We start from the raw sequence: 15,469 nt of genomic DNA, 5'->3' as shown, positions 1-15,469 counted from the left end.
GCGGTCCCCACGCTTCCCAGGAGCGAGGGGACCGCTTTTTCACGCCGTTACGGCTCTCCGGCTCAGGCGGCCGTCGCCGGGCCGCGGGAGCGGCGGGCCAGGGAGGTCGGCCAGCCGGCCACCGCCGCCGTCGCGCCGTACCAGGCCGCGAGGCCCGCCACCGCGGCGACCCAGCCGCCGGCCTTGCCCAGGCCCGCGTTGTCGGCGAGGGCGCCTATGCCCATGAGCAGCAGGGCGACGAACAGCAGCCCGGGGACGCCCTGGCCGAGGAGACCGCCGCCCTTCGCGGCCGCGGTCAGGGTGAGCGCGAGCAGCGCCCACAGCAGCAGGAACAGACCGGCGGCCTCGGCCGAGCCGCCGTCGCCGACGCCGGTGCCCCAGGTGAACCAGAAGGCGCCGAGCGCCGTCGAGGCCGTGCCCTCGGCGGTGTTGCCCGCGCGCAGGGCGAGCAGGCCGACGAGGAACAGGGCCACACCGCCGACCCAGGTCGCGAGGCCGGCCGCGTCCGCCGCGCCGACGTGGTCGATCACGCCGGTGGAGCCGAGGCCGAAGGCGAGCAGGGTCAGTCCGAGTGCGAGGCGTCCGAGCGTGGCGGTGGTGTTTCCCGCGGCGACTTCGTTGTCCACGGCGGGCTCCCTTCAGGTGTGCGTCGTGCTGCTTGGGCTGCTGTGTTCCGGTGGACTTTATGTACCCTTCACAAGCGCACAATTCACCTGAGGAAGGCCGAAATTATGGCCGTATCAAGGGAGTTGGGAGGGAGAGCGGAGGCGTGTGACGCCCCTGGGGCGGTGGACGGTCGTGACGGCGGTGGTTACGGGATGACGACGACGGGGCGCTGGGCGCGCCGCGCGAGGCGCCCGGCCACCGAGCCGAAGATCCGCCCGACGATGCCGTGCGTGGAGCCGACCACGATCGCGTCGGCCGCGTACTCCCGGCCGACCTCCTCCAGCTCGTGGCAGATGTCGCCGCCGCGCTCGACGAGGATCCAGGGGACCTCGGAGAGGTGTTCGGCGCAGGCGAGCTCCAGGCCGAGGACCTCGGTGCGGTGGTCCGGCACGTCGACGAAGACGGGCGGCTCGCAACCGGCCCACACGGTGGTGGGCAGCCGGTTGGCGACGTGCACGATGATCAGGCCGGAGCCGGAGCGGCGGGCCATGCCGATGGCGTACGCGAGGGCGCGCTCACTGGACGTGGAGCCGTCGAATCCGACGACCACTCCGTGCCGGAAGGCCGGGTCGCAGGCGTGACGGGGCTGTTCCACCGCGAGGGGGTCGACCGTGGAGTCGGCGACGCGCTTGCGGTCCGCGGGTTCGGGGATTTCGTGACCGGCCATCGGTGTCTCGGCGAAGAGGGTCCTCTTGGGAGGGACGGAAAGGACGGGGAGCGGAACAACGGGTGGCGTCGGAGCTGTGTCCGGGAATCATCTTCCCAAGCCCATACCCCCAAGGGTACGGCGACACTCCTCTCGTGCCCAGGGCCTCGGTAGCTGCCCCTCAGCGACGCCGCAGCAGGGTCCGTACGGCGTTCCAGGGAGCATGCACGAGCCCCGCGCCGTAGCGCAATGCCGGATGTGCCCTACAGATGTCCGTACGGGGGCCAAACGGACGCCCCGCGCAGTGACCGGAACGTTCCGCTCCTCGTTCCCACAGGTCACGCCACCGTCGCAGGGAGTTCGCCCGTGCCCGCACCGTCGCCCATCGACACCGACACCGACACGCACCCCGCCACGCACCCCGACACCCTCCCCTCCTCCGGCTCCGCCACCGGCCGCGCCTCGAACCGCGCCACCGCGAGCCGCGCCGCGGAGCTCGCCTCCGCCCAGACCGTCACCGCCGTCTTCGTGGCGCCCGGCACCGCCCCGGCGGGCCGGGCCCCCGGGCCGCGCGGACGCCGCCGGGCGCCGGAGCCCGCGGGAACGGCGGGGCCGGGCGAGCAGGGGGCGCCGGGCGGTCCGGGTGGCCCGGGCGGGCCGGCGGGGCCGGACACGGCGAGCGAGGTGGTGCGCTGGGCGGCCTTCGCCTGCGTCCTCGTCCCGGTCGTCCTCCTCGTCTACGGGACGTCCGTGGGCGGCGCGGCCGGCGCGGCCCTCGGGCTCGTCGCCGTGACGGCCGTCTGCCGGGTGCTGCTGCGCCGGGCCGAGCGCGGGCTGCGCGCCGAGGCGCACGCCGGGGTCCGGACCGGGTCGTACGGCGGGCGCGGTCGCCCCCGCGCGGCCGGGAACCACTCGCGGAGTTGACAGGGTCGCACAGCCGATCCCGTATGTTTTCGGCCAAGTTCCATCGCTCGGCGCGTCCTTGGCCGGAGCCCGCTTGACCCGCGTACGGCCAGGCATCGCCGTCCTGGGCCGTGCGCGGCGATCGAAAGCTTCGCGCCAAGTGGCCTTGTCGACAATGTGCCGGAAGGAGAACTTGTCACGCCGGCGCCACGGGACGCAGTAGATTCGATCATGGGTACCGAAGACTGGGGTCTCGTGCAAAACCGAGGGGAAACGTGGCACAGCGACACGACCAGGGAGACGCCAACACCGAGGGGGGCTTAGCGTCATGAGCCAGGACCACTCCGCCGCACCGGAGGCGGCACGGAAGCTGTCCGGGCGCCGCCGTCGCGAAGTCGTCGCGGTACTGCTGTTCAGCGGTGGCCCCATCTTCGAGAGCTCCATCCCGCTCTCCGTTTTCGGCATCGACCGGCAGGACGCGGGCGTGCCCCGCTACCGGCTGCTCGTATGCGCCGGCGAGGACGGCCCCCTGCGGACCACAGGCGGGCTCGAACTCACCGCACCGTACGGCCTCGAGGCCATCAGCCGGGCCGGCACCGTCGTCGTGCCCGCCTGGCGCTCGATCACCTCGCCGCCGCCCCCGGAGGCGCTCGAAGCGCTCCGCCGGGCGCACGAGGAGGGCGCGCGCATCGTCGGTCTGTGCACCGGCGCGTTCGTCCTCGCCGCGGCCGGGCTGCTCGACGGCCGCCCGGCGACCACGCACTGGATGTACGCGCCGACGCTCGCCAAGCGCTACCCCTCGGTCCACGTGGACCCGCGGGAGCTCTTCGTCGACGACGGCGACGTGCTGACCTCGGCGGGCACCGCGGCCGGGATCGACCTGTGCCTGCACATCGTGCGGACCGACCACGGCACGGAGGCCGCGGGCGCCCTGGCGCGCCGGCTGGTCGTCCCGCCGCGGCGCAGCGGCGGTCAGGAGCGCTACCTCGACAGGTCTTTACCCGAGGAGATCGGCGCCGACCCGCTGGCCGAGGTCGTCGCCTGGGCCCTGGAGCACCTCCACGAGCAGTTCGACGTGGAGACCCTGGCGGCCCGTGCGTACATGTCACGGCGGACCTTCGACCGCCGCTTCCGCTCGCTGACGGGCTCGGCGCCGCTGCAGTGGCTGATCACCCAGCGGGTGCTCCAGGCACAGCGGCTCCTGGAGACCTCCGACTACTCCGTCGACGAGGTCGCCGGCCGTTGCGGCTTCCGGTCCCCGGTGGCGCTGCGCGGGCACTTCCGGCGCCAGCTCGGCTCCTCGCCGGCCGCCTACCGGGCCGCGTACCGGGCCAGGCGTCCGCAGGGCGAGGGCGGCACGGCGGTCCTCGACGCGATGGTGCCGGCGCAGGCCCAGGTCCCGGCGGGCGCCCGCCGCCCCGGCCACCCGCTGGACCACGGCAAACCGGCCTCGGACGTCTTCGCCCCCGGCCGCCCGGCCCTGCCGGGTCAGCGCAGCGCGCCGTAGGCGCACCGGACCGCGCGAGCCACAAGCCGCGCATGTCGGAAACCGAAGGCCCCTCCGGGACACCTCCCCGGAGGGGCCTTCGGCCGTCCGTCGGCCATAAGGGTCCGTCGGCCATAAGGTAGGACGCATGAACGATCGCATGGTGTGGATCGACTGCGAGATGACCGGGCTCTCGCTGACGGACGACGCACTCATCGAGGTGGCCGCGCTGGTCACCGACTCGGACCTGAACGTGCTCGGCGAAGGGGTGGACATCGTGATCCGCCCGCCGGACGCGGCCCTGGAGACCATGCCGGAGATCGTGCGCCAGATGCACACGGCCTCCGGTCTGCTCGACGCGCTCGCCGAGGGCACCACCCTCGCCGACGCCGAGGCCCAGGTGCTCGCGTATATCCGCGAACACGTCAAGGAGCCCGGGAAGGCTCCGCTGTGCGGGAACTCGGTCTCCACCGACCGCGGCTTCCTCGCCCGTGACATGCCGGCCCTGGAGAGCCACCTCCATTACCGGATCGTCGATGTCTCCTCGGTCAAGGAGCTGGCCCGCCGCTGGTACCCGAGGGCGTACTTCAACAGTCCGGAGAAGAACGGCAACCACCGGGCACTCGCCGACATCCGCGAGTCCATCGCCGAGCTCCGCTACTACCGCGAGGCGATCTTCGTCCCGCAGCCCGGCCCCGACTCGGACACCGCGAAGCAGATCGCGGCCCGGCACGTCATCCCCGGGCTGACGCACCCCGCGTAGGGACCCGCTCGCGCGCGTCGGACCCCTTCGGGGAAACGCGTGCGCGAGCACCCTCCCGGACCCTGTAGACTTCTTCTCGGCCGGTCGGGGAAACCTTCGGGAAAACCGCCGGTCGTGGTGGGTATAGCTCAGCTGGTAGAGCACCTGGTTGTGGTCCAGGATGTCGCGGGTTCGAGTCCCGTTACTCACCCTTCAGAGAAGGCCCCGTTCGGCGCATGCGCCGAACGGGGCCTTTTCCGTGATCACCAGAGGTGACCGTTCGCGAAGCACCCCGACGCACTGTGACGCAGCACGTACCAGCGGTGCCCGCCGAGAGGGATCGGGCACCCGCCGCCGGGCCGGCCGATCGCCCGGCCCGGCTCACCCCGGCTCACCCGGCTCACCCGTGCGGGTGGCGCGGCCCGGTGACGCCCGCGCCCCCGCGGCAGGCGCCGGTGAGCGGCGCTACGGTCGGGGCCCATGTGGCGGCGCACACCCACCCTCGCACTCGCCCTGCTCCTGGGCGCGCTCCTCGCCGCGGGCTGCGCCACCGATCCGCCCGGGGCGTCCTACGCGCGGGAGGCGGACGCGGGCGACCGGCCGGTCACGCTCACCGTCGGGGTCTTCGGCTCCTTCGGCCTCAAGGAGGCCGGGCTCTACGACGCGTACATGCGGCTGCACCCGGACATCGCCGTCCGCCAGACCTCCATCGAGCGCAACGAGAACTACTACCCGCAGCTCCTGACCCATCTCGTCACGGACTCCGGCCTCGCCGACGTCCAGGCCGTGGAGGTCGGCAACATCGCCGAGGTGGTCGCCACCCAGGGGCACCGGCTCATGGACCTCGGCAGGGTGCCGGGCGTCGACCGGCGGGCGTTCCTGCCGTGGAAGTGGGCGCAGGGCACGGGCCGCGACGGCCGTACGGTCGCGCTGGGCACGGACATCGGGCCGCAGGCCGTCTGCTACCGCAAGGACCTGTTCGAGCGGGCCGGGCTGCCGACCGGGCGGGAGGCGGTGGGACGGCTGTGGGCCGGGGACTGGCGGCGGTTCCTGGCCGTGGGCCGGCGGTACGCCGATCGGACCCCGGACGGTGCCGCGTTCACCGACTCGGCGTCCGGCGTGCTGGCCGCGGTCGTCAGCAGCGGGCCCCTGCGCTTCTACGACGAGCGGGGCGCCCTCGTCGTCGGCGGCAACCCGGCCGTGCGGGAGGCCTGGGACATCGCCGCCGCCATGGCCCGTGACGGACTGACCGCCCGGCTCCAGCAGTTCACGCCCGGCTGGGACCAGGGCTTCGCGAACGGCGCCTTCGCGACCGTGGCGTGCCCGGCCTGGATGCTGGGCTACATCCAGGACAAGGCCGGCCCGGCGGGCAGGGGCCGCTGGGACGTGGCCGCGGCGCCCCGGCCGGGCAACTGGGGCGGGTCCTTCCTGGTCGTCCCCAGGACCGGCCGGCACCGGGCCGAGGCCGCCCGCCTGGCCGCCTGGCTGACCGCCCCCGCCCAGCAGGCCCGGGTCTTCGCGCTCCGCGGCAGCTTCCCGAGCGCCTCCGCCGCCCACGCCCTGCCGGCCGTGGCGGCCGCCCGCCACCCGTACTTCGGTGACGCGCCGGTGGGGGCGATCTTCACGGCGGCGGCGCGGGGCGTGCCGACGGCGCCGGTGGGCCCGAAGGAGGGCCTCGTCGCCCAGCACCTGTCCGACGTCGGCATGCTCCAGGTCGACCAGGCGGGACGCGACCCGGCCGAGGCGTGGGCGGCGGCCCTGGAGTCGATCGACAACGCGCTGGACCGGTGAGGGCGGTGGCCGACCTGACCGACACCGACACCGATACGGGCGCTTCCGGCGATCCGACCGCAGCGGCCGTATCCCTGCCCGCAACCGCTCCCGCAACCGTGCCCGCGCCCGCCGCGCCGAGGGGGCGCCGGGCGGTGGCGTGGCGGGCCTGGGTTCCGTACGCGCATGTCGCGCCCTTCTTCGTGCTCTTCGGGGCCTTCGGTCTCTTCCCGCTGCTCTACACCGGCTGGGCCTCCCTCCACCGGGTGGAACTGACCGACCTGGAACACCCCGAGTGGGTGGGCCTGCGGAACTACACACGGCTGCTCGACGACCCGTTCTTCTGGAACGCGCTCGGCAACACCTTCGCGATCGGGGTCCTGTCGACGGTGCCGCAGCTGCTGCTCGCGCTCGCGGTGGCGCATCTGCTCGACGTACGGCTGCGGGGGCGGGCGTTCTTCCGGGTGGTCGCGCTCGCGCCGTACGCCACCTCGGTGGCCGCGGCGACGCTGGTCTTCGCGCTGCTCTTCGGGCGGGACCACGGCCTGGTCAACTGGTCGCTGACGACCGTGGGGCTCGCGCCCGTCGACTGGCAGAACGGTCCGTGGGCCTCCAAGGCCGCCGTCTCGGCGATCGTGGTGTGGCGGTGGACCGGCTACAACGCGCTGATCTATCTGGCCGCCATGCAGACCGTCCCGCGCGAGCTCTACGAGGCGGCGGCGCTCGACGGTGCCTCGCGGTGGCGGCAGTTCGTCCATGTGACCCTGCCGGGGCTGCGGCCCACGATCGTGTTCACCGTGGTCGTGTCCACGATCGGGGCGACCCAGCTGTTCGGGGAGCCGCTGCTGTTCGGTGCCGGGGCGGGCGCCTCGGGCGGGGCGGACCACCAGTTCCAGACGCTCGGGCTCTATCTGTACGAGCAGGGGTGGGTGAATCTGCACCTGGGGCGGGCCTCGGCGATCGCCTGGGTGATGCTGCTGATCCTGCTCGTCCTGTTCGGGGCGGTGCGGCTCGCACGGCGCGGGAGGGATTCCTGATGCGTACGGTACGGGCCGGCTGGGGCACGTACGCCCTCCTGGCCGTCTTCGCCGCGGCCTCCCTCTTCCCGCTGCTGTGGGCGGCGGTCGCGGCCTCCCGGACGACGACCCGGCTCGCGCACACCCCGCCCCCGCTGCGCTTCGGCCGGAACCTGCCCCGCAACCTGGAGATCGCCTGGACCGACGCCCACCTGGGCGCGGCGCTCGCGAACACGCTGGTGGTGGCGGGCTCGGTCGCGGTGGGCACGGTCCTGGTGTCGACGCTGGCCGGGTTCGCCCTCGCCCGGCTGCGGTTCCGCTTCCGGGGCGCGCTGCTCGCGCTGGTGGTGGGGACGATGCTGATCCCGCCGCAGCTGGGAGTGGTGCCGCTGTATCTGCTGGTCGCGCGGCTGCGCTGGACGGACGAGCTGCAGGCGGTGATCCTGCCGGGCCTGGTGTCGGCGTTCGGGGTGTTCTTCATGCGCCAGCACCTGCTGCGGGCGCTGCCGGCCGAGCTGGTGGAGGCGGCCCGGGTGGACGGGGCGGGGGCGCTGCGGGTGGTGTGGCACGTGGTGTTCCCGGCGGCGCGGCCGGCGATGGCGGTGCTCGGCACGCTGTCGTTCGTGGCGGCCTGGAACGACTTCTTCTGGCCGGTGCTCGTGCTGACGCAGACGGGCAGTCCGACGGTGCAGGTGGCGCTGACCGGGCTCGGCCGGGGCTACATCCCGGACCAGTCGGTGGTGATGGCGGGGGCGCTGCTCGGGACGGTGCCGCTGCTGGTGGTGTTCGCGGTCCTCGGGCGGCAGATCGTGGGCGGGGTCATGCGGGGCGCGGTGAAGGGCTGAGGCGCCTGACGCGCCTCGTACACCTGAAGGCCGGTCACTCGTTCGGCCGAGGCGGGCAGCCCGTCCCGTACGCCCCTGTTAGCGTCCACTTATGTCACATATATTCACATTCTTCCCCTTCGGACGCGGTGAGGCCGCGTGGGAGTGATCAAGGACCATCCCGAACTGGCCGTGTTCCTCTGCCTCGGCGCCGGTTATCTCGTCGGCAAGCTGCGGGTCGGCCCCATCACCCTCGGCGGCATCTGCGGGACCCTCATCGTCTCGCTCCTCCTCGGCGCCTGGACCAAGGTCCAGGTCGACGGTGACGTCAAGACCGTCTTCTTCGCGATCTTCATCTTCGCCCTCGGCTACATGGCCGGTCCGCAGTTCTTCGCCAACCTCAACCGCAAGAGCCTGCGCTTCTTCGCGCTCTGCGGCATCGAGCTCGTGTGCGTGGTCGGCATCGCCTACGGACTCGCCAAGGCCTTCGACCTCGACGTCGGCACCGCCTCCGGCATCCTCGCCGGCGCCGCCACCGAGTCCGCCGTGGTCGGCACCGCCACCGAGGCCATCGGCAAGCTGGACGGCCTGACGGCCGAGCAGATCAGCACCTATCAGGGCCATGTGGCCACCGCGTACACCGTCTGCTACCTCTTCGGCCTGGTCACCATCGTGATCTACACCAGCCAGCTCATGCCGATGATCCTGCGGATCAACCTCCGCGACGCCTCGCGCGAACTGTGGGAGCGGATGCGCGGCGGCAGCGGCGGCCTGGAGTCCGACGAGCGCGAGGCACTGCCGGGCATGGTCGGCCGCACCTTCCTCGTCACCCAGGCCGACGGCCGCACGGTCCGCGACCTGGAGTCCTCGCTCGGCGACCGGATCACGATCGAGGCGGTCAAGCGCGGCAGCCAGGTGCTCACTCCCCCGCCGCCGGACTTCGAACTCACCCTGTCCGACCTGATCCTGACCGTCGGCCGACGGGCCAACATCATCGAGGCCGGGCGGATCATCGGCCCCGAGACCCCCGCGGTCCCCGGCCTGGACACCCCGCTCGCCACCACCCAGGTCTCCCTCACCGACACCTCCGTCTCCGGCAAGTCCCTCGACGGGCTGCAGAAGGAGCACCCGGAGTTCGCCACCAGCGGCGTCTACGTCACCGAGGTGCTCCGCGGCGACCAGATGCTGCCCGCCAACCCCGACACGATCGTCCAGCGCGGCGACGTGCTCACCCTGGTCGGCGCCCGCTCCGGTCTCGGCCGGCTGGTGGCGAAGATCGGCTCGGTGGTGAAGAACGACGCCACCGACTTCATCTACCTCGGCGCCGGCATCGCGGTCGGCTCGCTGATCGGCCAGATCGTGGTGAAGCTCGGCGACGTGCCGCTGTCGCTCGGCACCGGCGGCGGCTGTCTGATCTCCGGCCTGCTCTTCGGCTGGTTCCGCTCCCGCAGCCAGACCTTCGGAGCCTTCCCGCCGCAGGCCGCGACCACGCTGAAGGACATGGGCCTCGCGGTCTTCATCGCCTGCACCGGTCTCGTCTCCGGCCCGCAGGCCTGGCCGCTGCTCAAGGAGTACGGCGCGCTGCTCCCGGTCGCGGGCGTCGCGATGGTCCTCGTGCCCGCGACCCTCTCCCTGGTCATCGGGCGCAGGCTGCTGCGGATCGAGCCGCCGCTGCTCATCGGCGCCATCGCGGGCCAGCAGTGCTCGACGCCGGCGATCACCTCGGTCACCCAGGTCGCGCAGAGCTCGGTGCCGATGCTCGGTTACACGATCACCTACGCCCTGTCCAACTTCCTGCTCCCGCTGACCGGCCCGCTCCTCGTCGGCGTCCTCGGGGCCTAGGCCACCGCCGATCCGGTCCTGTAGATCCTCCGCTTCTCCCGAGGGAGTTCCGCCCGTGCCCAAGACCCGCTTCACCCGTGACGAGATCAAGTCCTTCGCGCAGCTCTCGCCCTTCGAGCTGAAGGACAAGTTCATCAAGATCGCCACCTCGGCGCAGGCCGACGAGCCCGGCCAGAAGGGCAGGGCCCAGGTCCAGATGCTCAACGCGGGCCGGGGCAACCCGAACTGGACGGCGACCGGCCCCCGCGAGGCGTTCTACGCGCTCGGCTACTTCTCGCTCTCCGAGTCGCGCCGCGTCTGGACCGCCGACGACCTGGGCGGCATGCCCGAGCAGGCCAGCGCGGGCGCGCGCTTCGACACCTTCGTACGGCGGCACCCGGACCTGCCGGGGATCGAACTCCTCCAGAGGTGCGTCGCGTACGCGGTGGAGCGCTTCGGCTTCGACAAGGACGCCTTCGTGCACGAGCTCACCGACAGCTCGATCGGCGACAACTACCCGGTGCCGGACCGGATCCTCGCCCACACCGAGCGGATCGTGCGCGGCTATGTGGAGGACGAGCTGTTCGACGGGCGGCCGCCGGCCGGCACGATGTCGTACTTCGCGACCGAGGGCGGCACCGCCGCCATGTGCTACGTCTTCGACTCGCTGGTGAAGAACGGGATCCTGAGGAAGGGCGACAGGATCGCCCTGATGGTGCCGGTGTTCACGCCGTACATCGAGATCCCCGAGCTCGACACGTACGAGTTCGAGGTCGTCCAGATCGAGGCGTCGCTCTTCGCGGAGACGGGCGTGCGCGAGTGGCGCTATCCGCCCGAGGAGGTCGCCAAGCTGGCGGATCCCTCGATCAGACTGCTCTGCCTGGTCAACCCGTCCAACCCGCCGTCGCTCGCCCTCAGCGAGCGGGTCGCGCGGCAGATCAAGGAGATCGTCGCGACCGCCAACCGCGACCTGGTGATCGTGACGGACGACGTCTACGGCACCTTCGTGCCCGGTTTCCGCTCGCTGGCCGCCGAGCTGCCGCACAACACGCTGCTCGTCTACTCGTACTCCAAGCACTACGGGGCCACGGGCTGGCGGCTCGGGGTGATCGGGCTCAACGACGACAACGTGATCGACCGGATGATCGCGGAGCTGCCGGCGGCGGAGAAGGAGCGGCTGGACAAGCGGTACGGCACGCTGTCGCTGGAACCGTCGAAGATCCGTTTCATCGACCGGCTGGTCGCGGACTCACGGCAGGTGGCGCTGAACCACACGGCCGGGCTGTCGCTGCCGCAGCAGGTCATGATGACCCTCTTCTCGCTCTTCGACATGCTGGAGGAGGGCCGGGCGTACAAGGAGCGCATCCGCGGGATCGTGCGCCGGAGGCTCGACCTGCTCCTCGAAGGCGCCCAGATGAAGATCGCCGAGGACGACAAGCGGGCGGGCTACTACATCGAGCTGGACCTGCTCGCGGAGGCCGAGCGGGTGCACGGCAAGGATTTCGCGGACTTCCTGGAGAAGAACTACGAGCCGGTGGACCCGCTGTTCCGGCTGGCCGAGCAGACCCGCGTGGTGCTGCTCAACGGCGGCGGCTTCGACGGGCCTCAGTGGTCGGTGCGGGTGTCGCTGGCGAACCTGGACGACCTGGACTACCTGAAGATCGGCCACCATCTGCGGGCGATCTTCAACGACTACGCGGAGGAGTGGCGGGCGTCGCGCTAGCGCGGGAGGAGGAGCGCGCCCCGGCCGGCGGTGGGGTCGGCTCCGGCCGGAGCGCGCGGTGTGGGGGGCCTGGGGGTCGCCGGGCTACTGGTAGGCGGCGAAGGCCTTGGTGAAGGCGAGCGGCTGCTGGAGGATCGAGGAGCAGGTGGCGTCCGCGTAATTCACCGCTCCGGCCGCGCACTGCTTGTCACGGGTCGAGGACCACATCGACAGCCAGCCGATGCCCTTGGACTTCGCGAAGTCGACGAGCTGGGTGGCGTCGTCGACCCTGAAGACCTCGGAGGTGACGTCGTTGACCCCGATCATGGGGGTGACGGCGACGGCCTTCCACGCGGCCGCGTCGGACAGGCCGAGGACGCCCTTGATCTGGGCGTGGGTCGCGGTCGCCGCCGAGATCGCGTACTGGCCCATGTCGCCGCTGTAGGCCGGTCCGTAGTCCATCGCCATGATGTTCACGGCGTCCACCCGGACCCCGTTCCTCCTGGCGTCGGCGAGCAGGTCGACACCGGGCTGGGTCAGGCCCTCGGGCATGACCGGCAGGGTGAAGGAGACGTTCAGGCCCGGGTGGGACTTCTGGAGCTGGGCGATGGCCTGGGCGCGGCGGGTGTTGGCGGCGGTGTCCGGCAGGGCGGCGCCCTCGACGTCGAAGTCGACCTTGGTGAGCTCGTAGTGGTCGATGACCTTGCCGTAGGCGGCGGCGAGGGCCGTGGACGAGGAGCAGTTCAGGGCCAGTTCGTGGCCGGCGGCGCCGCCGAAGGAGACCCGGACGTCACCGCCCCTGGCCCGCAGGGCGCCGATCTGGGCGGCCACCTTGTCGGAGGCGAGGTCGGTGACGCCGCCCCACAGCGGGGCGCAGCCGCCGCCGGAGGTGATGAAGGCGAGGTTGAACTCCTTCACGCCGGTCCGGTCGGCGGTGGAGAGCAGGTCGTAGGAGGGGTAGAGGGAGGTGTCGACGTACGGGGCGTAGCGGGCGGCCGTGCCGGGCGCGGGGGGCGTGGTGGCCGTCGCGGTCGGGGTGGGCGCGGCGGTCCTGGTGGGGGTGGGGCTCGCGGTCGCCGTGCCGGTGGCGGTGGGCGTGGGCGCGGGGGTCCGGGTGGGTTGCCCGGTGGGGCGGCCGCCGGGCGTGGGGGTGGCTCCACCGGCGGAGCAGGCGGCCTTGTTGATGAGGCAGTCGACCGGGTCGCCGGCCGCGCCGGAGGCGGAGGTCACGAAGCCGACGGTGACGGACTGGCCGGGGGCGAGCTCCTTGTTCCAGCTCGCGGGCTTCACGGTGACGTGGCGGCCGGAGACGGTGTGCTCGCCGTTCCAGAGGGAGCCGATCGTGGTGCCCTCGGGCAGGTCGAACTCCAGCGTCCAGCCCCCCGACTGGACGCTGGAGGTCTCGTTGGTGATCACGTACTGGCCGGTGTAGCCGCCGACCCAGGAGCTGGTCCTGGTGTAGGCGGCGCCGACGTCCGAGGCCTGGGCGGTGCCCGAGAACGCGAAGGCCGCGCCGCCGATCACCGCGGCGGCGACCACCGCACCGACGACCTTGGTCCTGCCGCCGGCCTTGCGCCGGTGTGAAGTGCGCTGCGCGTTGCTGCCCATCGCGTGCCTGCCTCTGTGTGCCGGGGTGGGGGTGGGGAGGGGGTGCGGCAGCACGCTAGCGACAGGGAAACGGACAAATGCCTATGCGGAGGCCCCTGTTGAGGATCCTTAGGCTCCGCTTAAGGAAGCCATCGGAACGATTAAAGGTTGGCCCGCCGTCCGGGGCGGTCAGACCTTCTGGCGGCGGGCGCGGCGGGCCGGGCCGGACTCCGCCCGGCGGCCGCGGCGGCTCCCGTCGCCGCCCGCGCGGCGGCCGTCCAGGCCGATCCAGATGCGGACCTCGGTGCCGCCGAGCACCGAGTGCCCGATCCGCACGTCGCCGCCGGTGGACTCCGCCATCCGCCGCACGATGTCGAGGCCGAGCCCGGTGGAGCCGTCCCGGCCGCTGCCCGCCCCGCGGGCCAGCGCGGCGGCGGGGTCGGCGATGCCGGGACCCGCGTCCGAGACCAGGATGATCACCGCGTCGTCGCCGTTGTGGAGGTCCACCGAGAAGGCGGTGCCCTCCGGGGTGTGCCGGAAGACGTTGCCGAGCAGGGCGTCGAGGGCCGCCACGAGTTCGGGCCGCGCGACCGGGATGCGCACCGGGCGTTCCAGCCCCGCGACCCGTACCTTGCGGTCCTCGTCCTCGGCGAGGGCCGACCAGAAGGCCATCCGCTCGCGCACCACCTCGGAGGCGTCGCAGCCGGCGACGGCGACGGTGGGCTGGGTCTGGGGCTTCGCCTCCCGGGCGGTACGGATGATGGTGTCGACCTCGCGCTCCAGCTGCTCCACCGCGGCCCGGGTCTGGTCCGCCGCGGGACCCGAGCCCAGCGAGGCCGCGTTGAGCCGCAGCACGGTCAGCGGGGTGCGCAGCCGGTGGGAGAGGTCGGCGGCCAGCTCCCGCTCGTTGGCGAGGAGCTGGACGACCTGGTCGGCCATCGAGTTGAAGGCGACGGCGGCCGACTTGAGCTCCGGCGGCCCCTCCTCGCGGACCCGGGCGCCCAGTCTGCCCTCGCCCAGCTCGTGGGCGGCGCGGGCGAGCCGCTGGGCGGGCTGGACCATCCGCAGACCGAGCCGGTCGGCGACGGCCACGGAGCCGACGATCAGGGCCACGCCGACCGCGGCCAGGACCAGCCAGGCGGTGGCGACGCCGTTGCTGACCTCGCCCTCGGGCACGAAGAGTTCGACCACGGCGACCTGCCCGGAGCTGACCGCGGTGGGCTGGAGCAGCGCGGAGCCGCCCGGCACCTCGGCGATGGTCGCCCGGCCAAGGGCCCGGGTCGTGGCCAGGTCCTCGTCGCTGACCCGGCGGGTGCCGATCTCCGCACCCCTGCCGCCCGGTTCGCCGGGCGCCGGGAGGTGCACGGCGAGCCGGCCCTCGGCCCCGTCGTCGGTGGTGGCGACGGCCCGCTCCAGCTGTTCGCGGTCGGTGGTGATGGCGAGGACCGGCGCGAGGCCGGCGGCACGCCGCTCGGCGTTGGAGAAGGCCCGGTCGCGGGCCATCTCCTTGACCACGAGACCGAGGGGCACCGCGAACGCGATCACCACCATGGCGGTCACCGCGAGCGACACCTTGACGAGCGCCCATCTCACGGCCGGCGCTCCAGGTGCTCCACGGGCGGCTCCAGTTTCACGCCCACCCCGCGCAGGGTGTGCAGATAGCGCGGCCGGGCGGCCGTCTCGCCGAGCTTCCGTCGCAGCCACGACAGATGGACGTCGATGGTCTGGTCGTCGCCGTACGACTGCTGCCACACCTCGGCGAGCAGCTCCTTGCGCGAGACGACCACCCCCGGCCGGCCGGCGAGGAAGGCCAGCAGGTCGAACTCCCGGCGGGTCAGGTCCAGCGCGTTCCCGTCGAGCACCGCCTGGCGCCGCAGCGGGTCGATGGCGAGGCCCCCGACCCGGATCTCCCGGGAGGGCGGCGCCTCCCCCGCCGCCGACCGGGCCCGCCGCAGCACGGCCGCCATCCGGGCGGACAGGTGCTCCACCGAGAACGGCTTGGTCAGGTAGTCGTCCGCCCCGTCGTTGAGCAGCCGGACGATCTCGGTCTCGTCGTCGCGGGCGGTCGCGATGATCACCGGCACGTCGGTGATCCCGCGCAGCATCTTCAGCGCCTCGGCACCGTCCAGATCGGGCAGTCCGAGGTCCAGGATGACCACGTCGAAACGGAGATGGGCGACCTCGCGCAGCGCCTCCAGGGCCGTGCCGACGCTCCTCACGGTGTGTGAGGCCTCGGTCAGGTGCCGGATGAGGGCGGAGCGCACGAACTGGTCGTCCTCGACCACGAGCACACTTGCCATGGGCGG

13 protein-coding genes and 1 tRNA gene are annotated in these 15,469 nt (G+C 72.7%); 9 read left to right on the top strand and 5 right to left on the bottom strand.

All coding sequences use genetic code 11. The features are described from left to right. Positions 1-62 precede the first annotated feature (62 nt). Both ACFY7C_RS09840 and ACFY7C_RS09835 read right to left on the bottom strand, forming a co-directional pair. Positions 63-626: a GPR1/FUN34/YaaH family transporter gene (locus tag ACFY7C_RS09840; protein WP_389646574.1), complete on the bottom strand. Its 564-nt coding sequence runs from the start codon at positions 624-626 to the stop codon at positions 63-65. Positions 627-811: 185 nt separating this feature from the next. After that, on the bottom strand, positions 812-1,333 hold the full coding sequence (locus tag ACFY7C_RS09835; protein WP_389646571.1) for a universal stress protein: 522 nt from the start codon (positions 1,331-1,333) through the stop codon (positions 812-814). 345 nt (positions 1,334-1,678) lie between these two features. Here ACFY7C_RS09835 and ACFY7C_RS09830 point away from each other — a divergent pair, with 345 nt between their 5' ends. From ACFY7C_RS09830 to ACFY7C_RS09790, 9 genes are all read left to right on the top strand, one after another. Continuing rightward, complete coding sequence (locus tag ACFY7C_RS09830) at positions 1,679-2,236, top strand: hypothetical protein (protein WP_389646568.1); 558 nt, start codon at positions 1,679-1,681, stop codon at positions 2,234-2,236. A gap of 307 nt (positions 2,237-2,543) precedes the next feature. Further along, positions 2,544-3,722 (top strand): helix-turn-helix domain-containing protein, encoded by a 1,179-nt coding sequence (locus ACFY7C_RS09825; RefSeq protein ID WP_389646565.1) that lies wholly within the window; start codon positions 2,544-2,546, stop codon positions 3,720-3,722. Between the two features lie 127 nt (positions 3,723-3,849). Continuing rightward, entirely contained in the window at positions 3,850-4,464 is a 615-nt protein-coding gene (gene orn / locus ACFY7C_RS09820; protein WP_389646561.1) for an oligoribonuclease, read from the top strand. Positions 4,465-4,581: 117 nt separating this feature from the next. After that, positions 4,582-4,654 (top strand) — tRNA-His (locus ACFY7C_RS09815). Between the two features lie 269 nt (positions 4,655-4,923). Further along, entirely contained in the window at positions 4,924-6,234 is a 1,311-nt protein-coding gene (locus tag ACFY7C_RS09810; protein ID WP_389646558.1) for an ABC transporter substrate-binding protein, read from the top strand. A gap of 14 nt (positions 6,235-6,248) precedes the next feature. Next, positions 6,249-7,250, top strand: a complete 1,002-nt coding sequence (locus tag ACFY7C_RS09805; protein ID WP_389649424.1) for a carbohydrate ABC transporter permease — start codon at positions 6,249-6,251, stop codon at positions 7,248-7,250. After that, entirely contained in the window at positions 7,250-8,074 is an 825-nt protein-coding gene (locus tag ACFY7C_RS09800) for a carbohydrate ABC transporter permease (protein ID WP_389646556.1), read from the top strand. Before ACFY7C_RS09805 ends, ACFY7C_RS09800 begins: the two co-directional genes overlap by 1 nt. Before the next feature lie 138 nt (positions 8,075-8,212). Beyond that, complete coding sequence (gene aspT / locus ACFY7C_RS09795; protein WP_389646553.1) at positions 8,213-9,895, top strand: aspartate-alanine antiporter; 1,683 nt, start codon at positions 8,213-8,215, stop codon at positions 9,893-9,895. A 55-nt stretch (positions 9,896-9,950) separates the two neighbouring features. Beyond that, positions 9,951-11,597 carry a bifunctional aspartate transaminase/aspartate 4-decarboxylase gene (locus ACFY7C_RS09790; protein WP_389646550.1) on the top strand — a complete coding sequence of 549 codons (1,647 nt, stop codon included), beginning with the start codon at positions 9,951-9,953 and terminating at the stop codon, positions 11,595-11,597. 84 nt (positions 11,598-11,681) lie between these two features. Here the strand turns inward: ACFY7C_RS09790 and ACFY7C_RS09785 are convergent, their stop codons facing one another. The 3 genes from ACFY7C_RS09785 to ACFY7C_RS09775 form a co-directional block, all read right to left on the bottom strand. Beyond that, positions 11,682-13,184, bottom strand: a complete 1,503-nt coding sequence (locus ACFY7C_RS09785; RefSeq protein ID WP_389646548.1) for a cellulose binding domain-containing protein — start codon at positions 13,182-13,184, stop codon at positions 11,682-11,684. 168 nt (positions 13,185-13,352) lie between these two features. Then, positions 13,353-14,756 (bottom strand): ATP-binding protein, encoded by a 1,404-nt coding sequence (locus ACFY7C_RS09780; protein WP_389646546.1) that lies wholly within the window; start codon positions 14,754-14,756, stop codon positions 13,353-13,355. Next, positions 14,753-15,463 carry a response regulator transcription factor gene (locus tag ACFY7C_RS09775; protein ID WP_389646544.1) on the bottom strand — a complete coding sequence of 237 codons (711 nt, stop codon included), beginning with the start codon at positions 15,461-15,463 and terminating at the stop codon, positions 14,753-14,755. Before ACFY7C_RS09775 ends, ACFY7C_RS09780 begins: the two co-directional genes overlap by 4 nt. Between the last annotated feature and the right edge of the window lie 6 nt (positions 15,464-15,469).

It is taken from the genome of Streptomyces sp. NPDC012769 (genome assembly GCF_042901205.1).
Taxonomy (GTDB): Bacteria; Actinomycetota; Actinomycetes; order Streptomycetales; family Streptomycetaceae; genus Streptomyces.
Note: the sequence above shows the minus strand (reverse complement) of the source record. Positions and strands in the feature narration are given on the sequence as shown.